General features: G+C 65.0%; 20 protein-coding genes. 12 read left to right on the top strand and 8 right to left on the bottom strand.

What is annotated here, in order from left to right:
* Positions 1-27: 27 nt before the first annotated feature.
* The 5 genes from EOA79_RS08420 (at position 28) to dhaL (ending at position 4,604) form a co-directional block, all read left to right on the top strand.
* Complete coding sequence (locus tag EOA79_RS08420; protein WP_095826033.1) at positions 28-1,032, top strand: ABC transporter substrate-binding protein; 1,005 nt, start codon at positions 28-30, stop codon at positions 1,030-1,032.
* 60 nt (positions 1,033-1,092) lie between these two features.
* The gene (locus tag EOA79_RS08415; protein ID WP_095826034.1) at positions 1,093-1,953 is read left to right on the top strand and encodes an ABC transporter permease; all 861 of its coding nucleotides are present in this window, start codon (positions 1,093-1,095) and stop codon (positions 1,951-1,953) included.
* A gap of 1 nt (position 1,954) precedes the next feature.
* Positions 1,955-2,755 carry an ABC transporter permease gene (locus tag EOA79_RS08410; protein ID WP_095826035.1) on the top strand — a complete coding sequence of 267 codons (801 nt, stop codon included), beginning with the start codon at positions 1,955-1,957 and terminating at the stop codon, positions 2,753-2,755.
* Positions 2,752-3,831: an ABC transporter ATP-binding protein gene (locus tag EOA79_RS08405; protein ID WP_095826036.1), complete on the top strand. Its 1,080-nt coding sequence runs from the start codon at positions 2,752-2,754 to the stop codon at positions 3,829-3,831. Before EOA79_RS08410 ends, EOA79_RS08405 begins: the two co-directional genes overlap by 4 nt.
* Before the next feature lie 164 nt (positions 3,832-3,995).
* Positions 3,996-4,604: a dihydroxyacetone kinase subunit DhaL gene (gene dhaL, locus EOA79_RS08400; protein WP_095826037.1), complete on the top strand. Its 609-nt coding sequence runs from the start codon at positions 3,996-3,998 to the stop codon at positions 4,602-4,604.
* A 90-nt stretch (positions 4,605-4,694) separates the two neighbouring features.
* On the opposite strand, the gene EOA79_RS08395 is transcribed toward dhaL, so the two are convergent.
* A complete protein-coding gene (locus EOA79_RS08395) occupies positions 4,695-5,552 on the bottom strand; it encodes a LysR family transcriptional regulator (RefSeq protein WP_127334892.1) in 858 nt (285 codons plus the stop codon).
* Positions 5,553-5,680: 128 nt separating this feature from the next.
* Here EOA79_RS08395 and EOA79_RS08390 point away from each other — a divergent pair, with 128 nt between their 5' ends.
* The 3 genes from EOA79_RS08390 (at position 5,681) to EOA79_RS08380 (ending at position 8,328) form a co-directional block, all read left to right on the top strand.
* Positions 5,681-6,763, top strand: a complete 1,083-nt coding sequence (locus EOA79_RS08390) for an amidohydrolase family protein (protein ID WP_095799496.1) — start codon at positions 5,681-5,683, stop codon at positions 6,761-6,763.
* 11 nt (positions 6,764-6,774) lie between these two features.
* Entirely contained in the window at positions 6,775-7,128 is a 354-nt protein-coding gene (locus tag EOA79_RS08385; RefSeq protein ID WP_066994002.1) for a Rieske (2Fe-2S) protein, read from the top strand.
* Positions 7,129-7,428: 300 nt separating this feature from the next.
* Positions 7,429-8,328 (top strand): dihydrodipicolinate synthase family protein, encoded by a 900-nt coding sequence (locus tag EOA79_RS08380; RefSeq protein WP_095826077.1) that lies wholly within the window; start codon positions 7,429-7,431, stop codon positions 8,326-8,328.
* 50 nt (positions 8,329-8,378) lie between these two features.
* Here the strand turns inward: EOA79_RS08380 and EOA79_RS08375 are convergent, their stop codons facing one another.
* From EOA79_RS08375 to EOA79_RS08355, 5 genes are read right to left on the bottom strand one after another with little or no spacing between them, the layout of a single operon-like run.
* Positions 8,379-9,041: a TetR/AcrR family transcriptional regulator gene (locus tag EOA79_RS08375; RefSeq protein ID WP_095826039.1), complete on the bottom strand. Its 663-nt coding sequence runs from the start codon at positions 9,039-9,041 to the stop codon at positions 8,379-8,381.
* 52 nt (positions 9,042-9,093) lie between these two features.
* A complete protein-coding gene (locus EOA79_RS08370; protein WP_095826040.1) occupies positions 9,094-9,618 on the bottom strand; it encodes a hypothetical protein in 525 nt (174 codons plus the stop codon).
* Positions 9,611-12,490, bottom strand: coding sequence for a sarcosine oxidase subunit alpha family protein (locus EOA79_RS08365; protein WP_127334893.1), 2,880 nt, complete (start codon positions 12,488-12,490; stop codon positions 9,611-9,613). The genes EOA79_RS08370 and EOA79_RS08365 overlap by 8 nt, the downstream gene beginning before the upstream one ends.
* On the bottom strand, positions 12,487-12,756 hold the full coding sequence (locus EOA79_RS08360) for a sarcosine oxidase subunit delta (protein WP_067322843.1): 270 nt from the start codon (positions 12,754-12,756) through the stop codon (positions 12,487-12,489). Before EOA79_RS08360 ends, EOA79_RS08365 begins: the two co-directional genes overlap by 4 nt.
* A gap of 13 nt (positions 12,757-12,769) precedes the next feature.
* The gene (locus EOA79_RS08355) at positions 12,770-14,023 is read right to left on the bottom strand and encodes a sarcosine oxidase subunit beta family protein (protein WP_095826042.1); all 1,254 of its coding nucleotides are present in this window, start codon (positions 14,021-14,023) and stop codon (positions 12,770-12,772) included.
* A 356-nt stretch (positions 14,024-14,379) separates the two neighbouring features.
* Here EOA79_RS08355 and EOA79_RS08350 point away from each other — a divergent pair, with 356 nt between their 5' ends.
* From EOA79_RS08350 to EOA79_RS08340, 3 genes are all read left to right on the top strand, one after another.
* Positions 14,380-14,820, top strand: coding sequence for a hypothetical protein (locus EOA79_RS08350; protein WP_066993921.1), 441 nt, complete (start codon positions 14,380-14,382; stop codon positions 14,818-14,820).
* Between the two features lie 9 nt (positions 14,821-14,829).
* Entirely contained in the window at positions 14,830-15,414 is a 585-nt protein-coding gene (locus EOA79_RS08345; RefSeq protein ID WP_245489849.1) for a hypothetical protein, read from the top strand.
* A 254-nt stretch (positions 15,415-15,668) separates the two neighbouring features.
* Positions 15,669-16,433: a pseudouridine synthase gene (locus EOA79_RS08340; protein WP_095799402.1), complete on the top strand. Its 765-nt coding sequence runs from the start codon at positions 15,669-15,671 to the stop codon at positions 16,431-16,433.
* Between the two features lie 12 nt (positions 16,434-16,445).
* On the opposite strand, the gene EOA79_RS08335 is transcribed toward EOA79_RS08340, so the two are convergent.
* Both EOA79_RS08335 and EOA79_RS08330 read right to left on the bottom strand, forming a co-directional pair.
* Positions 16,446-17,027 (bottom strand): histidine phosphatase family protein, encoded by a 582-nt coding sequence (locus tag EOA79_RS08335; protein ID WP_095826043.1) that lies wholly within the window; start codon positions 17,025-17,027, stop codon positions 16,446-16,448.
* A gap of 196 nt (positions 17,028-17,223) precedes the next feature.
* Positions 17,224-18,558: a dicarboxylate/amino acid:cation symporter gene (locus tag EOA79_RS08330; RefSeq protein ID WP_095826078.1), complete on the bottom strand. Its 1,335-nt coding sequence runs from the start codon at positions 18,556-18,558 to the stop codon at positions 17,224-17,226.
* A 234-nt stretch (positions 18,559-18,792) separates the two neighbouring features.
* On the opposite strand from EOA79_RS08330, the gene EOA79_RS08325 reads away from it, so the two are divergent.
* Positions 18,793-20,553: ATP-binding protein (locus EOA79_RS08325; protein WP_245489848.1), on the top strand; the 1,761-nt coding region annotated here is incomplete at its 3' end.

Raw genomic sequence — 20,553 nt, 5'->3', positions numbered from 1 at the left:
GGAACAGAGAAATCAGAGGAGAATGACATGAGACTGATCTTAGCCGGCGTGCTCGCCGGACTGCTATCGGCAACCGCCGCCAAGGCCGACGAAATGGTATTCACCAGCTGGGGCGGCACCACGCAGGAAGCGCAGGCCAAGTCCTGGGCCGAGCCGTTCGCGGCGAGCTCCGGCATCAAGGTGCTGCAGGACGGCCCGACCGACTACGGCAAGCTGAAGGCCATGGTCGACGCCAAGAACGTCACCTGGGACGTGGTCGACGTGGAAATGGATTTCGCCATCAAGGCCGCCAAGGACGGGCTGCTCGAGCCGATCGACTTCGCCGCCGTGCCGAAGGCCGATCTCGACCCGCGCTTCAGCAACGAGCACGCCGTCGGCAGCTTCTACTATTCCTTCGTGCTGGCCTGGAACAAGGGCGCCGTTTCGGGTGAGCCGACAAGCTGGGCCGACATGTTCGACACCAAGAAGTTTCCCGGCAAACGGACCTTCTACAAATGGTCGGCGCCGGGCGTGATCGAGATCGCGCTGCTCGCCGACGGCGTGCCGGCGGACAAGCTCTATCCGCTCGATCTCGAGCGGGCTTTCAAGAAGCTCGACACGATCAAGTCGGACATCGTCTGGTGGGGCGGCGGCGCGGAGTCGCAGCAGCTCATCGCTTCGGGCGAGGCTGCCTTCGGGCAGCTCTGGAACGGCCGTGTCTTTGCGCTCGAGAAGGACGGCGCCGATGTCGGCGTCTCCTGGAACCAGAACCTCACCGCCGCTGACGTTCTCGTCGTGCCGAAGGGCGCCAAGAACAAGGACAGCGCGATGAAGTTCCTCGCCGCCGCGACCAGCCCGACCGGCCAGGCGAAATTCGCCGAGGCAAGCGGCTACGCGCCGATCAACACCAAGGCCAAGGCGGAAATGCCCGCCGACGTGGTGAAAGGGCTGCCCGACGCGCACGTCGAGAGTCAGATCAATCTCGACATGAACTACTGGGCCGAGCACCGCGACGAGATCGCCACGCGCTGGTACGCCTGGCAGACCAAGTAGCGCCACAGCAAGCCGGGGGCGCGGCAAGCCGCTCCCCTTCGGGACGACGGGAACCGCTCGATGCAAGCACACTCCCTCAGCCGCGGCTCGATTGCCGGCCTGCCGGCCGGCAGCGGCGGCGCCCTGCCGGCCCTGGTGCTGGTCGGCCTGTTCTTTGTCGTGCCGGTGGTCGCGCTCTTGCTGCGCAGCGTCACCGATCCCGAGCCCGGCCTGCAGAACTATGCCGCGCTGTTCGGCAGCGGCACTTATGTGCGGGTGTTTCTCAACACCTTCCTGGTCGCGGCCGTCGTCACCGTCGTGACCATCCTCGTCGCGTTTCCGGTCGCCTGGATGCTGGCGATCATGCCGCCGGCGCTCGGTTCGGTCGTCTTCGGCATCATCATCCTGTCGATGTGGACCAATCTCCTCACCCGCACCTATGCCTGGATGGTGCTTTTGCAGCGCACCGGTGTGATCAACCGGGCGCTGATGGGGCTCGGCGTCATCCACGAGCCGCTGCCGCTCATCAACAATTTGACCGGCGTCACCATCGGCATGGTCTACATCATGCTGCCCTTCATGATCCTACCGCTGGTCGGCACGCTGCGCGCCATCGATCCGATGACGCTGCGCGCCGCCGCCCTTTGCGGCGCTAGCCCGTCGCAGGCATTCCGCCGCATCCTGCTACCGCTGTCGCTGCCCGGCATCGCCGCCGGCGGGCTGATGGTCTTCGTCATGTCGCTCGGCTATTTCGTGACGCCCGCGCTGCTCGGCGGCACATCGAACATGATGCTCGCCGAAATGATCGCCCAGACGGTGCAGTCGCTGCTCAACTGGGGGCTCGGAAGTGCTGCGGCCTTCGTGCTGCTCGCCGTCACCATGGTGCTCTACGCGATCCAATTGCGCATGGTCGGCGCCAGGCGCCTCGCCGGAGGGCTCTAGGATGCTGCTCGATTACGACCGGCTCGGATGGCTGCGTGCGGCGCTCGCCGGCTTCACTACCCTCATCGCGGCTTTCCTTCTGTTACCGGTGGTCTTCATCGTCCTGTTGTCGTTCGGCTCGTCGCGCTGGCTGGCCTTTCCGCCACCCGGCTGGACGCTGAAATGGTATCAGGAACTGCTCGCCGACCCGGCCTGGGTCGACGCCGCTTTGACCAGCGCCAAGATCGCCGCGATGGCCGCCATCCTCGCGGTTCTGATCGGCCTGCTCGCCTCCTTCAGCCTGGTCAGGGGCGAGTTTCGCGGCCGGCAGCTCCTGCGCGTCCTGCTGCTGACGCCGATGGTGCTGCCGGTGGTGGTTTTCGCCATCGCCATCTACGCCTTTTTCCTGCGCATCGGGCTCGCCGGCACGACGATCGGTTTCGTCATCGCCCACACCATCCTGGCCCTGCCCTTCGCCATCATTCCGATCGCCACCGCGCTCGAAGGTTTCGACAAATCCATCGAGGACGCGGCGATCGTGTGCGGCGCCAGTCCGCTGCAGGCAAGGCTCAGGATCACCCTGCCCTCGATCCGCATCGGCATCTTCTCGGCGGCGATCTTTTCCTTCCTCGCCTCATGGGACGAGGTGGTGGTGGCGATCTTCATGGCGAGCCCGACCCTGCAGACCTTGCCGGTGAAGATCTGGGGCAGCCTGCGTGCCGATCTGAGCCCGGTCGTCGCCGCCGCGTCCAGCCTGCTCGTCGGCCTCACTCTCGCCCTGATGATCGTCACCGCACTCCTTCGCAGAAGACTGTCCAGATGACCCGGCCATTCCTGTCCATCCGCGCGGTGAGAAAGGCGTTCGGCGCCTTCGTCGCCGTCCACGACGTCACCATCGATGTGCCGAAGGGCGAATTCCTGACCTTTCTCGGGCCGTCAGGCTCCGGCAAGTCGACGACGCTCTATGCGATCGCCGGTTTCCAGGATCCGACGTCGGGCGACGTGCTTTTGGAAGACAAGTCGCTGCTTTCGGTGCCGTCGCACAAGCGCAACATCGGCATGGTGTTCCAACGCTACACGCTGTTCCCGCATCTGAGCGTCGCCGAGAACGTAGCCTTTCCGCTGCGGGTGCGCCGCCGGCCGGATGCCGAAGTGAAGCGCAAGGTCGCCGATATGCTGGCGCTGGTGCGCCTGGAAAAATTCGCTGAGCGCTATCCCGGCGCGCTGTCCGGCGGCCAGCAGCAGCGCGTGGCGCTTGCCCGCGCGCTCGCCTACGATCCCCCGATCCTGTTGATGGACGAGCCGCTCTCGGCCCTCGACAAGAAACTGCGCCAGGAAATCCAGGCCGAGATCCGCCGCATCCACCGCGAGACCGGCGTCACCATCCTCTATGTCACGCACGACCAGGAAGAGGCGCTGCACCTTTCCGACCGCATCGCCTTGTTCAAGGAAGGCCGCATCGAGCAGATCGGCACCGGCGAGGACCTTTATCTCAGACCAGCGAGCGAGTTCGTCGCCGGCTTCATCGGCAATTCCAACTTCCTGCCGGCGGAGCACCTCGAAACAGAGAACGGCGTTGCCTTGGTGCGGTTGGCCGATGGCTCGATCGTCAAGGGCGTGAAAGCCACACAGGCGCTCGGCCGCGGCCAAAAGGCCAGACTGATGGTGCGGCCGGAAGCGTTCCGCCTGACCCCCATGGAGGGGAATGCATCGCTTGCCGTCGAGATCGTCGACACCGCCTTCTTCGGCGATCGCCGGCGCGTCGTGGCGCGCACCGGGTCGGGCGACGAGATCGACGTCAGGCCAACTTCGGATACAGCCGAACCGGGCGGCACCGATGCCGCTTCGGGACGTCAGATTTTCTTCGATCCCGCTACGGCCTTCCTGTTTCCGGTCTGAAGCCGGGCTGGGTCATCCCCGCGACTGGCTCGCCGCCATCCAGTGCCACGTCGTCACAACCGCGACATGGCCGGCGCCTCGATCACCGTCATGCATCTCGATGACGAATTGCAACGCATGATCGACCATCCGTGCGACTGCGCCATGTTCCGGAGCTGAGCGCGATGGATTTCACGACCGGGGATTTGAAAGCCCTCTTCGGCGCTTTCGCCGAACGGATGGCGACGGAACGCGACAGGCTCTGCGCGCTGGACGGAGTGATCGGAGACGCCGATCACGGCATTGCCATGGAACAAGGCATGAAGGCCGCGGCCGAAGCGGCGCAAGCCGCGGAAGGCACGCTGCAGGATATATTCAATGCCGCCGCGAAAGGCTTTCTCAACGCAATCGGCGCCTCCTCCGGACCGCTCTACGCGACCGCCCTTCTGCGCGCCGGCAAGGCCGCGGGTCCGCGCGCATCGATGCCGACCGGCGAGTTGCGTACCATCATTGCGGCGATGCGCGACGGCATCGCCCAGCGTGGCAAGGCGGAACCCGGCCAGAAGACAATGCTCGACGCCTGGGGGCCGGCCGCCGACGCGGCAGTCAATGGCCACAACGCCGATGCCATAGCCGCCGCTGCCCGCCGGGGCACGGAAGCGACGCGCGACATGATCGCAACCGTCGGTCGCGCCGCGCGTCTCGGCGAGCGCTCGCTCGGCCATGCGGACCCCGGCTCGGTCTCGGCCGCAATGCTGGTCGAAGAAATCTGCAAGGCGATGAAGATCGCTTAGGACCGTGTGCCGCCGTGCCGATCAGCACTTGCCAGCAGGCCTGCATTCGATACAGGAGGCGCTTCAGCCGTTTACGATCGATTGTATCGATCAACTCTCCAGCGACATGACGGCAAGGTGAAGCGCGCGGACGCCTTTCTTAATGATCGGCTCATGTCGGCGTCGGGCGAGGACCGCCGTGTAGACGGGCTGATGCAGAGTTGGAGCTTGTTCCACGATGTGGGAGGGGCGCTCGGCGGCGAAGCGTCGCGCATCCTCGGCGCGCATGTAGCATGTGCCGCCGGCCCGCCGCAGCATATTGTCCGCAAGCGTCTCGGAGCCCATCGAAAGCCGGCACGCAGTCAGGTTTGGCAGCGCCTCGGCATGAGCCTTCTCGAGCGCCACCGTGTAACCCGGCCGGATGTAACTGTCGGGGCTTACATCGCAAAGCCTGCGCGCCGTGGTCGAGACCATCACATATTCTTCGACCATGAGCTGGTCATATGTGATCTCGGGCAGGTAGCGCGGAGCGTAAACAACGGCAATATCAAGGTTTCCCAGGCTCAGATCCGATATCATCTGCGGCGAATAATCGGATTCGACGTGGATCGAGGACCGGGGCAAGACTTGCAGCAGCATTTCCAGCCAACCAGGCAGGATCGAGCGGGTCATCCCGACCTGGGCAGCGACCCGTAGGCTCCCCTCGAACCTGTTGAAGGCGCGCACATCGTGACGCGCCTGGGACCAGGTCGACAGCATCGACCGCGCGTAGGCCTCAAACCGCCGCCCTGCCGCCGTTGGCTCGGCACCGGCGCGTCCGCGGTGGAAGAGCTCGGATCCAACGGCGGTTTCCAGGTTCTTGATACGGGTGCTAACCGTCGATTGCGTCAGTCCGAGGCGCTCCGCCGACCGGTTGAAGTTCCGCGATTCTATGATGTCCAGAAAGGTCTCGACCTGTTCCAGTTGCATAGGCAAGCCAATCGATTTTTACGATCGTATCGGCCCGATCATACGCTTGATCCAAACACTGACAAGGCGGAAGTTCGATGCAGGAATCCAGGGGCGTTCAGCGGCGCCCGCATCATCAAGAGGGACAAGTGTTCATAGTCGATTGCGATTGCCACAATTACTGGTCCAGCGCGACGGTGCTGGAGCCCTACCTGTCCGGCGTCTGGAAAGACATGTTCATCGAAGGCGAGAAGACCGGCCCCGTCGGCGCCTTTCCGCACGGCCATCGCCCCTGGTTTCATCCGCAGGATTTCTCCCGGAAGGACGTGCGGCCGAAGGTCGAGGCGGACAATTACCTGATCATGAAGGAGAAGCACCTCGATAAATACAATATCGGAGTGGCAATCCTGACTGGCGACGAGCCGATCGAGGCTTCGACGCTGGCAAATCCCTATTACGCCAGCGCGCTGGTAAGCGCCTATAACGACTATCAGATCAATGAATGGCTGCCGAAAGACAGCCGCTTGATGGGCTCCATCGTCATCGCGCCGCAGGACCCACGCCTTGCGGCGGCGGAGATCCGGCGGCTCGGCGCGCATCCCCGGATGGCGCAAGTTCTGGCCTCCCAAGGCTCGGTGCGGCCGTATGGCGATCCGTTCTATCACCCGATCTTCGAGGCCTGTGCCGAGGTCGGCTTGCCGTTCGCCATACATCTTGGCGGGCATGGCGGCATCAACTGGAATGCCGTCGCGCCCGCGCCCACGACTTTCTTCTGGGAGACCCATGCGATCCTGCACATGTCGGCCATGTCGCATGTCGCGAGCATGATCGCGCATGGTGTGTTCGAAAAATGGCCGGATCTTTACTTTGTCGTCATCGAGTGCGGCATCGCCTGGGTGCCGTCGGTGCTCTGGCGACTTGACGCCGACTACAAAGCCCTGCGCAAGGAGACGCCATGGCTGAAGATGCTGCCGTCGGAATATTGTCGACGCAACATACGCTTCTCCACGCAGCCGTTGGAGCAACCGTCGAACGTCAAACACCTCTGGGCGCTCCTGGAAGCGATGGACGGGGAGAACACGCTGCTGTTTGCGTCCGACTACCCGCATTGGGATTACGATGACGTTAACACGCTGCACATCCCGCCGGAATGGCGCGGCAAGGTGCTCGGCCAGAATGCGCTCGATGTCTACAAGCGGATCCCCCGCCCGCAAGCCGCCGCGGCAGCGTGACGAGGACCCAAATGGCCGAGAAGACGTATATTTGTCGCGCCGACGAGATCCAGGTCGGGACGCCATTCATCGCCAAGGTGCGCAGCCTGTCGATCGGCGTGTTCCGGATCGGCGATAGTTTCCATGCGCTGCTGAATGTTTGTCCTCACCGAGGCGCTCCGCTTTGCGAAGGGCCGCAATGCGGAACGACCGCTCCCGTCGAGGGACCCGAATTCATCTACCACCGCGAGAACGAAATCGTTCGCTGCGCCTGGCATGGGTGGGAGTTCGACATCCAGACGGGTGCGGCCCTGGTCAACCCGTCCGTTCGCGCGCGGACGTTCCCAGTCACCGTCGAGGCCGGGAGCATTTACGTGACGGCCTGATCGGAGCGGCGCGCGCCTTGGCGACCGGTTGGGCGCCGTTACCCGAAGCAGCCGTCTTATGCGCCCGGCTTTTGGCATGCTGCTGCTGGCGCCGATCGCATCGGCATCCGCTGCAATAGGCCGCTGACGGATCGGCGCCGGTTTCTTCGCGACAAACCGCTGGGCTATGGCGAAGACGCATTTGCGGCTTGGCAGGTCAACATGTGGCGTTAGAAATGGGAAGCTGGTGCCGACCGGCGATACGGCATGCGTCCCTTCTATGACGCCTCCGCCGGCCACACCCCAACCAAGGAGCATTCCATGACCTGGAGCGGCGTGTTTCCAGCAGTGACGACCAAGATGCAGGCTTCCGGCGTAGTCGACCTGAAAGCCACGCAAGCCAGCATCGAGCGGCTTGTTCAGAACGGCGTGTCAGGCGTGATCGTCCTGCCCATGCTTGGCGAGAATGCCACGCTGACACAGGCCGAGCGCGATGCCGTGGTTTCAGCGGCCAGGGAAGTCGTGGCGGGACGGGTGCCGCTGCTCTCCGGTCTTGCGGAATTATCCACCGACGACGCGGCCGCGGCGGCTCGCAACTACCAGAAGCTTGGAGCCGAGGGGCTGATGACCTTCCCCAGTCTCGCCTATCGCACCGACCGCCATGAGACGGTGGCATGGTACAAGACCGTGGCCGAGGCCAGCGACCTGCCGGTGATGATCTACAACAATCCGCTCGCCTACAAGGTCGACGTCGACGTCGAGACGCTGAAGGCGCTGGTCGATGTTCCTGGCATCGTCGCCATCAAGGAAGAGACCGGCGATATCCGCAGGGTAACCGACCTGTTCAACGCCTTCGGCGACCGTTTCGACATCTTTTGCGGCGTCGACGATCTTATCCTTGAAAGCCTGACGCTCGGTGTCGCCGGCTGGGTTTCGGGCATGACCAATGCATGGCCGGCCGAGTGCGTATCGCTGTTCAACGCCGCCCGCGGCGGCGATTATGCGGTAGCGCTTCCGCTCTATCGGCTGATGACGCCGGCATTTCATCTCGATACGGACGTCAAGCTGGTGCAGTACATCAAATTCGCCGAGCATCTGGTGTACGGCGCTCCGGAACACGTTCGAAAGCCGCGCCTGCCGATCGGCGGCGAGGAACGGTCGAAGGTGGAAGCGGTGATCAGGAAGACGATTTCCGATCTCACAGCGCTGAAACGTGTTTGAGAAACGTTTGCAGGTGACGGCGCTGCGGACCGCCGAGCAGTCGGCCATGGTCAACTGCCGGTTCGCACCCGCACCTTTTCGGCGAAGGCCTCCACCTCGCCCTGGCGAGGTTGCTTGCCGGTGTGCGTGAGCAGGTAGGCCGGCGTCAGAGACAGACGGTTGCTCACCGGCTCGACGATCTCGAGCGAGTAATAGCCGATCTGCGTGAAGTACAGCACGCGCGCCCGCACGAAGGCTTCGGTGTCTGCGTAACCGTGCCGCAAAAACATCGCCCGGATGGCATCGACCCGCGCATCGTCTTCCTCGTTCACGATACGATGGACCTTGGCGGACTGGCGCGACCAGGCACGCACGGCGAAGTCCAAGCGCGGATTGAACAGCCTCTCATCCAGCCAGCACTCGAAGACATTGAGCACGGCCTCAGTTATCGACGCGGCGGGCCGGCCGGCCTGCTCGAGGATGAAACGGGTGTTGTTGTTGCGCCAATAGTCGAGAAGCTGATCGAGCAGGTCCTGACGGCTCTTGAAGTACCAGTAGAAACTGGAACGGGAGACGTTCAGCTTCTGCCCGAGCGCGAGGACGCGCACCGCCTCCACGCCTTCGGAGATCAACGTCTCCAGCGCGAGCTTCATCCAGTCCTCGCGCGTCACCTTGGTGTTGCCGATCAGACCGGACCGTCGCACGACTGCATCTGCACTGGAATCGGAAGGCATGTCGGGCCGGCCAGGTTTGAATGCCGGCTAGATAGACCTGAAACCGCCCCCGCTACAATACTTGCACCTGTTCGAGCCACTCCCAAAGATACGGGGCAATGCTCCGGTCGACGTGCACACGCGCCCGATCGGGGTTGCCGAACCGGTAGAAGAGAACGCCGGAGCCGGCAAAAAGGATCGAAGCCGAGAGACTTGCCTGCCTCGGATCGAGCGCCGTGCCCCTGGCGACCAGACCGGCCAATCCCGGCCCTTCGATCTCGAATACATGCAGCCCGGCATCCATGACCGTGACCGCGAAACCGGCCGCGTGCCAGCCGGCCGCGACGGGTAATGGCCGTCCGCTCACGGCGAGAATACGATCGCGCGCGATGCGCACCATGTATTTGTCGCCGTTGGCAACCGCGCCGGCTCCGACTCCTTCCCCCGCGAGACCCGAAGCCTGCGCCCAAGCCGTCAGGTCGCCGCTGACCAGAAGCTGCTTCAGCCCGTCCAATGTGCGCACGCTAATCCCGTCCGTGTTCAGGACCGCGGTGGTCCAGTCGGGCGCTGGGGGCCATTTTTCGGCAAGGTTACGCATGCAGGCGGCTCCCTTCCGGATCGAAGGCGCAGGGCGCGACGATGGTGGCCTGGCGCAGGACGCCGAGGTGCTGAACGTCGATCGTTTGGCCATGCCGTGCGGCACCCCGTTCGATGAGCGCCAGGGCGACGGGGCGGCCCAGGGTCGGGCTTTGATAGCTGGAGGTGACGAAGCCGATGCTCCGGAGCCGGTCGCCGCTTTTCTCCACACCATGCGCGCCGGTCGCCAGCGGCGCCTCGCCTTCGCCGACAGCCAGGCCGACAAGCTGATTGCGATCGGTTCGGCTCGCCGCTTCGGTGAAAAGCGAGCGCCGGCCGACGAACTCACCTGTACGCTTGGTCCGCGGTCCCGCGACGCCGAGGTCGTGCGGCATGACGTTGCCGTCGGTGTCCTTGCCGATGACGATGAAGCCCTTCTCGGCGCGCAGGATCATCAGGGATTCAAGCCCGAGCAGCACGGCGTCGAACGCGCGGCCTTCCTGCTGCATTCTTGCCCAGAGCGCCTCGGCCCGGTCGGCGCGGATGGAGATCTCGTAGCTTCGGTCGCCGGTGAAGGAGACCCGGGCAATGCGCACCTCGTCGCCGGCAAAGCGGCCGGCGGTAACCGCCATGTGCGGCAGGCTGGCATCGTCCAGCGCAGCACCCAGATCGAGCCCCTCTATCAGCCCGCGCGCTTTCGGACCCGAAATGGTCAAGGTGGCGTATTGCGCGGTGGCGTTGTGGATATAGACCGCATCGCGGCCGAAACGATCCTGCCGCCACTCTTCGAGACGCGCGTGGACAGCGGCGACATGCGACGACGAGCAGGAGACGATGAAGCGGTGCTCGTCGAGACGAACCAGAACGCCGTCATCGAAGACGACGCCATTTTCCGACAGCATGAAACCGTAGCGGCAATGGCCGGGTTTGAGGGTCGACATGGTGTTGTAATAGATGAAGTCGACGAATTCGGCGGCGCGCGGACCGATCACCTCGATCTTGCCGAGCGCCGAGCCGTCGAAGAGCGCAAGGGACTGCCGGGCGCGCCGCGCTTCCTCATGGATCGTGGCTGCAGCTTCGCCGCTTCCGTAATAGGCCGGCCTCAGCCAGCCGCCATATTCCTGGAACACTCCGCCTGCTGCGCGATGGTTTGCCTCCAGCGGCAGGCGACGGACCGGGGCGTGCATGCTGCCGCGACGCGCTCCCGCCAGGCTGGCGAACGGCACAGGCGTGAAAGGCGGCCGGTAGGTGGTGGTGCCGACATCCGAGATGGCGCGGCCGGTAACCGCGGCCAGCAGCGCCAGACCGTTCAGGTTCGACGTCTTGCCCTGGTCGGTCGCCATGCCAAGGGTCGTATAGCGCTTCAGGTGCTCGACGGAGACAAAATTCTCCCGCGCCGCCAGTTCGACGTCCTTGGCGGTGACGTCGCTCTGGTAGTCGATCCAGACGCGGCCCTTGGCTTTGGGCTTCGGCCACAGGCTGACGACGCCAAGCGTTCTTTCCTCGCCAGTGCTGCGAGGTGCCGGCGACGCTGAGCCGAACCCGCCGAGAGCCGCCAGGCCGCTGGCCAAGGTCTCGGAAAGCGAGACCGTGCCGGCGACGGCGCCGGCTACGCCGATCGCCTCGATCGCTTCTGCGGGAATGAAAGCCGACAGTTGATCGCTCCAGGCGAGCTTGCCTTTTGCCTGCGAGAACAGATGCACGGTGGGTGTCCAGCCGCCCGAGACGAGCAGGCAATCGGCCGCAAGGGCGGTACCGTCGTCGAGCAGAACACTCTGAACGGCGTTGCGGCCGCGCGCCGCTGCAATGGCGCGTCCGGCGAGGGCCCGAATACCGCTCTTCGCCTGTACGCCACCCTCACGCCGGCAATCAACCACCGTCACCGAAGCGCCGGCCGCAGCCAGCGCCGAGGCCGGCTCGTAGGCGCTGTCATTGTTGGTTGCGACCACGATCTGCCGGCCGACAAGGACGCCATGCCTGCGCAGGTAGCTCAACGCCGCGTCAGCGGAGAGTATGCCCGGAAGGTCGTTGTTGGCGAACGGGACCGGCCGCTCGATCGCGCCCGTCGCCAGCACGATGCGGCGCGGGCGCACGCGCCACAGCGTGTCGGGTCGGCCGTCGCGGTGAAGCTGGTTGAGCGCGACCAGATTGTGATCATATAGGCCGAAGGCGGTCGTATCGCTGAGCACGAGATGCCCACTGCTCTTCAGCCGGGCCACCGTGGCATCGACCCATGCCGCACCCTTGGCACCGTCGACTTCGCCTGCACGGTGGCGCAGCGACCCGCCGGGATGCGTCCGGTCGTCGACCAGGACGACCGAGTGCCCGGCTGCCGCCGCGCCGGCAGCCGCGGCGAGGCCGGCCGGTCCGGCGCCGACCACCAGGACGTCGCAATGGTGGTTGATCTGGTCCGAGACGTGACGCGGCTTCCAATTGCGGTCGACGACGCCGAGCCCGGCCATGGCGCGGATGCGCGGCTCGAACAGGTGCCAGTCCGGCCACATGAAGGTCTTGTAGTAGAATGCGGCGGGCAGGAAACGGGCAAGGCGGTCCAGCACCGCGTTGCGGTCGGCCAGCGCCGTCGGCGACGCGTTGACGCTCTTGACCGTGAGGCCGTCCCGCGCCGGCACGGTCGTTGCCCGCGCATTCGGCGCGCGGCCGCCGGCGCTTTCGACATCGACCAGCGCGTTGGGCTCCTCCACGCCGGATCCCCAGATGCCACGCGGCCGATGATATTTGAAGCTGCGGCCGACGATCGCCCGGCCGCTCGCCAGCAAGGCAGACGCGATCGTGTCGCCGGCAAAGCCGTCGACGCGCGTGCCGTCGAAAGTGAAGCTCAGCGGGCGGGCCCGATCGATGTCGCAGCCGCCATTGGCAAGACGCGAAGCGCTCATGCGCCATGCTCCGCGTCGCCGAGCACGGAGGAACCCGACACCTTGTGATTGACGCTGTCGCGGCTCATCGCAAAGCACTCGCCGCAGGTCAGGTGCATCCAGATCTCGCGAGTCGGCCCCTTCGGGTTGTTGCGCATATGCAGATAGCCGGCCCAGCGCTCGGCCGTCACGTCCCCGCCGTCGGGCCGCAAATTGCCGGCCTCGCCGCCATAGTGAAACTCGCTTTCTTCGCGCGGCCCGCAGAACGGACAGGGAAAGAGCTGCATCTTTTCTACACCTTCAATGGGCAATGCCGGAGCCGGCAGCCTCGTCGATCAGCCGGCCGCGGGCGAAGCGGTCGAGATCGAAAGGCCGGCTGATGTCGTGGTGCCTGCCGGTGGCAAGCAAATGGGCAAGCAGCGTGCCGCCGGCGGGAATCGCCTTGAAGCCGCCCGTGCCCCAGCCGCAATTGAGGAAAAGCCCGGGCAGTGGCGATTCGCCGATGATGGGCGAGGAATCGGGGACGACGTCGACGATGCCTGCCCATTGCCGCATCATCTTCAGCTGGCCGAAGATCGGGAACATTTCGAGCATGCCTGCGATCACGCCTTCCAGCACCGGCAAGTTGCCGCGCTGGCCATAGGACGGGATGCGGTCGAGCGCGCCGCCGATCACCAGTTCGCCCTTGTCCGATTGGCTGACATAGACGCCCGTATCCGGCGAGATCACCACCGTGTCGATGATCGGCTTGACCGGCTCGGACACGCAGGCCTGCAGTGCATAGGAATTGACCGGCAGCCGGAATCCCGCCTTCGCCGCCAGCACCGAGGAGTGGCCGGCCACCGCCATCCCCGTACGCTCGGCCCGGATTGCGCCGCGCGACGTGACGACCCCACGGCAGCGCCCGTTCTCAATGATAAAGTCGCTGATCTCGCAGTTCTGAATGATGTCGACGCCGAGAAGGCTGGCGGCGCGCGCATAGCCCCAGGCGACAGCGTCATGACGGGCCGTGCCGCCGCTCGGCTGCCAGGTGCCGCCATAGACGGGGTAGCGGGCATCCGGGCCGAAATTGTAGATCGGCACCACCCGGCGGACGTCCTCGACCGAGAACAATTCGCAATCGATGCCGTTGACCTGGATGGCGTTGACGGACCGGGCAGCGGTTTCCATTCCCGCTTCGCTATGCGCGAGGGTGAGAATGCCGCGCGCGGAAAACATCACATTGTAGTTCAGATCCTTCGATAGCCTCTTGTAGAGACTATGCGCCAATCCGTAGATCGCCGCGCTTTCAGGGTAGAAGTAATTTGAGCGGACGACGGTTGTGTTGCGGCCGGTGTTGCCGCCGCCGATCCAGCCTTTCTCGAGCACCGCCACATTGGTGACGCCGTGGTTCTTTGCGAGATAGTAAGCCGTGGCGAGGCCGTGGCCGCCACCGCCGACGATGACGGCGTCGTAACGCGGTTTGGGCTCCGGCGAGCGCCAGGCCTTCTCCCAGCCCGTCTGGCCGGCGACGCCTTCCTTGAATAGCGAAAGCGCTGAATAGTGCCTTGTCATGCGCTCAGGCCCGCATCACGTGAGCGATAGTGCAACGGGCCAAGAAACCTTGAGACGCCATATCGGCGGCGCAGTACCGAACCGGCGCAATCAACTCGCCCCGTCCTCGAAAGTCCATAACCCATCCCGTTCTGCCGCGGTTCGACAAAGTCGTCCACCTTCGCGCGGGGCGAACTTAGCTTGAATGGACACCTGTGTCCATTGAGGAATCGAGGCTGCGCCTCGCAGGGAGCGCGGCAACCGGCCATCTAAGCCAAGTGAAATGCATTTGCGCGTGTCAGGCGCATGGCGGATTTCATTTGCTTGGTGATCCTCCTCCCATGGGGCAAACTCCCGCCGGGCTGTCAGGAGGAGAAATGAGAGCACGCGCAGCGACGGTCGGAGATCTCGAGGATGTTTTCCGCGGCCTGTCCAAGCGAATGTCGGACGAGTACCTGGCGGCCGGCAAGGACAGCAAGGCCGCCTACGACAATCTGATGATGAACCTGAAGGAAGGCCGGGCCCATGCGCTGGTCGAGGGCGCGCAGGCCGTCGCCTTTATCGCCTGGCATGAGCATGGCGACGCGGCCGACACGCTGTTTGCCGCGCAGGAGGACTTCTTCAGAGCGGCAACCGTTCGCTTCTGCAGGCGTCACATCCGCCACATCCAGGCGCTCGCCGGCAACCTGCCCGTGCACTCGCGCAGCTGGCTCGATGGACCGGACGTCGCAAAATGGTTTCGGCTCATCGGCTATGTCGAGCGGGGACAGGAGAATGGCGCCACCCTGTTCGAACTGCCGCCGGCGCCCAATGGGTGACACGGGTTATTGGCGCAGCGGCTTGCACCGCGCAGCAATTGGCGGGATGGTGTGGAAGGCAGCCGGGGGCGCTGGCAGGCCGGAGATGCATGGCTGCTGGAAATCAAAATGGTGCGAGCTTGTTTGGCCCTTGTCGCCCTTGTTGCCCTTGCGAGGCCAACAGAAGCAGGCGAGCGAGCGGCTCCTCTCTTCGACCGCTCCGATCTGGCGTCCGCGTATTCGGGTGAGTCCGACCTCGTAACCGCATATACGACCGGGATGGCCCGGTACCGTCTTCAGCTCATGGCGCGTACCGGCACCGCCAATCTCGCCGCCCCTCTCGAACCTTTGGCCCTGCGGCCGGAATTTCGCCAGCGGACATGGCGCTCGGCCGATGGCAGCCTGCTGCAGAGCTTCGCCGGCAAAGGCGGCTTCCGGCTGACTGTCGGCAACTGCCTTGCCCGCCTCTGCGCGGCCAGCGAATGCAGCGAGGCCGGCTGGCCGGTCTATGCCTGCAGCGACGGCCATAAGCGCAAGATGTCGGTGAAGAGCTTCGTGACGGCAACCTTCGACGGCGTCCCTTACCGGCGGTTGAGCGCTCCGCCGGAACCGTGATTTGATTGCGGTCGACGACGCTGCCGGTTCAGCAAAGTCAGGTACTCGTCACCACCCGAAACGTTGGCTGCACCGCTTCTCGTCACCGGAGCAGCCACATCAGCACGGGACCGCCAGCGAGCGTGGCGACCAGGCCGGCCGGGATCTGGCGCGGGATCAAGGTGCGGCCGATCTGCGAGCGAAAGGCAATGCGAGAAGTGCAAGCACGGCGGCCAGGTTGCGCCGGCGTTGCCCGGCATGGCATCTGTCGGCCGATGACACGCAAGCCCCTACGACAGCTTCCCGAATTCCCGCGACGACCGATCGCTGGAAAAGTCAGCCTCAACCGAGCGCTGTCGAAGCTAGGATTCTGCTCGCGCAAGCAGGCCGAACTGATGATCGCCGAAGGACGCGTGCGCGTTGCCGGCAAGGTGGCGCGCGATCCGTCGCTGCGCGTCGATCCGGATCGCGACCGCATCGCAGTCGATGGCGCACAGGTCGCCGCGGAACGAAAAGTGTATCTGATGCTCAACAAGCCGCGCGGGCTGGTCACCACGCGCGACGACCCCGACGGGCGCGGCACGGTCTATGACTGCCTTGCTGATCTTGACCTGCCCTTCGTGTCGCCGGTCGGCCGTCTCGACAAAGCGAGCGAAGGTCTGCTGTTGATGACCAACGACACGCGCTGGGCGAACGGCTTGCTCGATCCTGCCTCGCATGTCGCCAAGACCTATCATGTGCAGATTGCTTCCGCGCCCGACGAGAAGATGCTCGAGCGGTTCCGCCAAGGCGCTGTCGTCGACGGGGAATTGCTGACGGCGAGCTCGATCGCGCTCTTGCGCAGCGGCGGGCGCACGGCCTGGCTGGAGATCGTGCTCGACGAAGGCCGCAACCGCCAGATCCGCCGCATGCTCGGCGCCTTCGACATCGAGGTGCTCAGGCTGGTGCGGGTGGCGATCGGGAGGCTGCAGTTGGGTGATCTCGCGAAGGGCAAGGCGCGGCATTTAACGGCCGTGGAGCTGGCGATGCTTGCCGCTTAACAGGGGCCGGAACTACTTTTGGTTCCAGCGGCGGATGACCGGTTCGGTCAGGTCGTGCTCGTAGCCGAGGATGCTGAGGCTCGCGGTATCGAGGACGAAATGTTCGCCGCCTTCCGGCGGCAGGCTGATCCAGCGCGCCGCAAGCACGCGCAGGAAATGCGAGCTCGAGAAGATGAGCACATTGCCGGCCGCCGTCCGGATTTCGGCCACGATCGCATCGGCCCTTGCGCCGACATCGGCTGCCGTCTCGCCGCCCGGACAGCCGTCGCGAAACAACTGCCAGCCGGGACGTCCGGCAAGGATTTCCTTCGTCGTCACGCCTTCATAGGCGCCATAATCCCATTCCTGCAGGTCGGCCTTCTTGAGCGCGCGCTCGCCGAAGCCGGCCAGCCGGCAGGTGTCGAAGGCGCGCTGCGATGGGCTCGACCAGACCGCCTGGAAGGTCTGCTCCTTGAGGCGGTCGGCGACGCCGCGTGCGGCCTGTTCGCCTTTCGCGGTCAACGGAATGTCGGTGCGGCCGGTATGCTTTGCCGATGCGCTCCATTCCGTCTCGCCATGGCGGACAAGGTAGATCTCGGGAAACGCGCTGCTCATCCGTCGGCCCTCACGCTTGGATGCACCGGCAAGAATGCCGGCCCGCGCCACCCTATTCGGCGTCCGACAAAAAGAACAGGCCGCGGCGGAGCCACGGCCTGTTTCGGCTTGGGTGGACGCTCGTTGTCTGTGCAACTCCGGATCGAAGGCTACGGTGAAGTCACCGAGGCAATTTTCCGGGAATTGTTTCGATCGCTCAGGCCGGCTGCAGGCCGCCTGAGAGCGCGAGGTCTGCCTCCTCCGGCATCTGGCCGGCCATGGCGGCGGCGAACTGCTTCTGGTCGAGCTCGCCTTCCCAGCGCGCCACGACGATGGTCGCGACGGCATTGCCGACGAAGTTGGTGAGCGCGCGACACTCCGACATGAAGCGGTCCACGCCGAGGATCAGCGCCATGCCGGCAACCGGCACCGAAGGCACGACCGAAAGCGTGGCCGCCAAGGTGATGAAGCCCGCGCCGGTGATGCCGGCGGCCCCCTTGGAGCTCAGCATGGCAACGAGCAGCAGCAGGATCTGGTCGCCGAAGGTGAGCGGCGTGTCGGTCGCCTGGGCGATGAACAGCGCTGCCAGCGTCATGTAGATGTTGGTGCCGTCGAGGTTGAACGAATAGCCGGTCGGGATGACGAGACCGACCACCGAGCGGTTGCAGCCGGCGCGCTCCATCTTGGCCATCAGGCCGGGAAGCGCTGCCTCCGACGAGGAAGTGCCGAGCACCAGGAGCAGCTCTTCCTTGATGTAGCGGATCAGCGCCAGGATGGAGAAGCCGTTGTACCATGCCACCGCTCCCAGCACGATCAGCACGAAGAGCAGCGACGTCAGGTAAAAGGTGCCGATCAGGAAGGCGAGATTGGCGATCGCCCCGATGCCGTATTTGCCGACGGTGAAGGCCATGGCGCCGAAGGCGCCGATGGGCGCAGCCTTCATCAGGATGGCGACGAGGCGGAAGATCGGCGCCGTCAGCGCCTGCAGGAAGTCGACCACCGGACGAGCGCGCTCGCCGACCAAAGCGAGAGCGACGCCGAACAGCACCGAGAAGAACAACACCTGCAGGATGTCGCCCTGGGCGAAGGCGCCGGTGATGGTGTCGGGGATGATGTTCATCAGGAAGCCGACGATCGTCGTGTCATGCGCCTTCTCGGTGAAGGTCGAGACCTTCGAGGCGTCGAGCGTCGCCGGATTGATGTGCATGCCGGCGCCGGGCTGGACGACATTTGACACGATCAGGCCAACGATGAGCGCCAGCGTCGAGAAGACGAGGAAATAGATCATCGCCTTGCCGGCGACCCGGCCGACCTTATGCAGGTCGGAGACGCCGGCGATGCCGGTCGCGACGGTGAGGAAGATCACTGGCGCGATCACCATCTTGACCAGCTTGATGAAGGCATCGCCGAGCGGCTTCAGCGAGGCGCCGATGTCGGGATAGAAATGGCCGAGCAGGATGCCGGCGGCGATCGCCGCCAGGACCTGCACGTAAAGATGCCGATAAAAGGGAACTTTGCCGCGCGGTTCCGCGGCAGCGATTGCCGTCTGCATGATGTCCTCCGTTCGGCCCCGATCGAGAAGCTCGACCTCCCGGGGCAGTTGACCTTCACAGCCTCGCGGCTGCTGCGGATGCATTTGCAACGGCCGTGCCAGATTGCGCCTTGAGGCGTCGAGCATTGATTTTGTTTGGTTTTCTGACGCAACGCGCTTTGCCATTCGACAGCGCAGTGCGGCGATCCGCATAGCTCGAATTGTGCTTTGTGCGAAATCATGCACAAATGGGCGATGCTGCAACGCCCCGCCGCTGCCCTCGCTTCGACGCCCGAACTGCTCGCCGGGCGGGCGCGGCGCGCCTGGCTGCTGTTTGCGGCGGTGGCGCTTCTCATCGTCTTTGCAGCGCTCTATGGCGCCGGCCTCTACGGACGCTCGACCGAGATCGAGGCGCTGTCGGCGCAAGGGCGGACCGACGCCAATCTCAAGGTGGCGCTGCTGCGTGCGGTGCTCGAAAACCCGCGCGCGCTGCCGCTGCTTCTGTCCGAAGACCAGCAGGTGCATGACGCGCTCGCTGAGCGCAGCCCCGCCTCGATCGACGTGCTGAACCGCAAGCTCGAAGGGCTGGTTTCGGGCACCAAGGCCTCGGTGCTTTACGTCACCGGCCCGGACGGGCTGGCCATCGCTTCCAGCAACTGGCGCGAGCCGGTTAGCTTTGTCGGCAATGACTACGGTTTTCGCGCCTATTTCTCGGGCGCCATGCAATCCGGCACGGCCGAGTATTTCGCGCTCGGCAATGTCAGCAAGCGCCCGGGCCTCTACATTTCGCGCCGTGTCGGGAGTGCGGCGGCCCCGCTCGGCGTCGTCGTGGTCAAGATGGAGTTCGACCAGCTCGAAGCCGACTGGCACGAGGCGAACCGCCCGGCCTATGTCAGCGACGAGCATGGGGTGGTGCTGATCACCAGCGTGCCCTCCTGGCGCTTCATGACGACGGCGCCGCTGGCCGCTCCAGTCGCGGCCGACATCCGCGCCAGCCAGCAGTTCGGCGAGGCTCCGCTGGTGCCGTTGCCCATCACGAGACCGCAACCGCTGAGCCTCGATGTCGCACTGGTGCACGCCATCACGCCCGGCGGCAGCGACGCGGAGTATCTGCGGCTATCCACCGCCGTGCCGTCGACGCCATGGCGCCTCGACTATCTCGTGCCGGCGGAAGCGCCGATCGCGGCGGCGCAGCGCGAAATGCGTTTGTTGGCCCTCGGCGTCCTTGTCCCGCTGCTCGCTTTGGCCGCTTATCTGTTGTGGCGCCGGCAGTCCGCGCAGATGCGGATCGCTGCCGAGCAGGCGGCGCGCGCCGAACTCGAACGGCGCGTCGTCGAGCGCACGCAGGACCTCAGCCTCGCGCGCGACCGGCTGCAGGCCGAGATCGCCGACCACCGCAGCACCGAAGCCAAGCTGCAGGTCATGCAGCAGGAGCTGGTGCAGGCCAACCGCCTGGCGACGCTCGGCCAGGTTGCCGCGGGCGTCGCGCATGAGATCAACCAGCCGGTGGCGACCATCCGCGCCTATGCCGACAATGCGCGCGTTTTCCTGGAACGCAAGCAGACGGCGCCGGCGGAGGAAAATCTCGGCGCCATCGCAGCGCTGACCGAACGCATCGGCTCCATCACCGAGGAGCTGAAAGCTTTCGCCCGCAAGGGTCGCACCGCCGCCGAGCCGGTCGAGTTGCGCAGCGTCATCGAAGGCGCAGTGGTGCTGCTCAGGAGCCGCTTTGCCGGCCGATTGGACGCGCTGGCGATCACGCTGCCGCCGGCGACGCTGAAAGTGATGGGGAACCGGCTGCGGTTGGAGCAGGTGCTGATCAACCTGTTCCAGAACGCGTTGGAAGCGCTCGAGGGGCGTGACGGTGCTCGGGTCGAAGTGTCCGCCGCGGAAACCGCCGACGGCGTCGCGCTGATCGTGTCCGATAACGGACCGGGGATTCCGCCGGCGATCCTGAAATCGCTGTTCACGCCTTTCAATACCTCGAAGGAAAAGGGCTTGGGGCTCGGGCTCGTC

The organism is Mesorhizobium sp. M1A.F.Ca.IN.020.03.2.1 (assembly GCF_004023205.1).
GTDB lineage: Bacteria > Pseudomonadota > Alphaproteobacteria > Rhizobiales > Rhizobiaceae > Mesorhizobium.
Note: the sequence above shows the minus strand (reverse complement) of the source record. Positions and strands in the feature narration are given on the sequence as shown.

Coding starts and splice junctions, on each gene's coding strand:
- EOA79_RS08420 (WP_095826033.1), top strand. CDS start 28: ATGAGACTGATCTTAGCCGGCGTGCTCGCCGGACTGCTATCGGCAACC.
- EOA79_RS08415 (WP_095826034.1), top strand. CDS start 1,093: ATGCAAGCACACTCCCTCAGCCGCGGCTCGATTGCCGGCCTGCCGGCC.
- EOA79_RS08410 (WP_095826035.1), top strand. CDS start 1,955: ATGCTGCTCGATTACGACCGGCTCGGATGGCTGCGTGCGGCGCTCGCC.
- EOA79_RS08405 (WP_095826036.1), top strand. CDS start 2,752: ATGACCCGGCCATTCCTGTCCATCCGCGCGGTGAGAAAGGCGTTCGGC.
- dhaL (WP_095826037.1), top strand. CDS start 3,996: ATGGATTTCACGACCGGGGATTTGAAAGCCCTCTTCGGCGCTTTCGCC.
- EOA79_RS08395 (WP_127334892.1), bottom strand. CDS start 5,552: ATGCAACTGGAACAGGTCGAGACCTTTCTGGACATCATAGAATCGCGG.
- EOA79_RS08385 (WP_066994002.1), top strand. CDS start 6,775: ATGGCCGAGAAGACGTATATTTGTCGCGCCGACGAGATCCAGGTCGGG.
- EOA79_RS08380 (WP_095826077.1), top strand. CDS start 7,429: ATGACCTGGAGCGGCGTGTTTCCAGCAGTGACGACCAAGATGCAGGCT.
- EOA79_RS08375 (WP_095826039.1), bottom strand. CDS start 9,041: ATGCCTTCCGATTCCAGTGCAGATGCAGTCGTGCGACGGTCCGGTCTG.
- EOA79_RS08370 (WP_095826040.1), bottom strand. CDS start 9,618: ATGCGTAACCTTGCCGAAAAATGGCCCCCAGCGCCCGACTGGACCACC.
- EOA79_RS08365 (WP_127334893.1), bottom strand. CDS start 12,490: ATGAGCGCTTCGCGTCTTGCCAATGGCGGCTGCGACATCGATCGGGCC.
- EOA79_RS08360 (WP_067322843.1), bottom strand. CDS start 12,756: ATGCAGCTCTTTCCCTGTCCGTTCTGCGGGCCGCGCGAAGAAAGCGAG.
- EOA79_RS08355 (WP_095826042.1), bottom strand. CDS start 14,023: ATGACAAGGCACTATTCAGCGCTTTCGCTATTCAAGGAAGGCGTCGCC.
- EOA79_RS08350 (WP_066993921.1), top strand. CDS start 14,380: ATGAGAGCACGCGCAGCGACGGTCGGAGATCTCGAGGATGTTTTCCGC.
- EOA79_RS08340 (WP_095799402.1), top strand. CDS start 15,669: ATGACACGCAAGCCCCTACGACAGCTTCCCGAATTCCCGCGACGACCG.
- EOA79_RS08335 (WP_095826043.1), bottom strand. CDS start 17,027: ATGAGCAGCGCGTTTCCCGAGATCTACCTTGTCCGCCATGGCGAGACG.
- EOA79_RS08330 (WP_095826078.1), bottom strand. CDS start 18,558: ATGCAGACGGCAATCGCTGCCGCGGAACCGCGCGGCAAAGTTCCCTTT.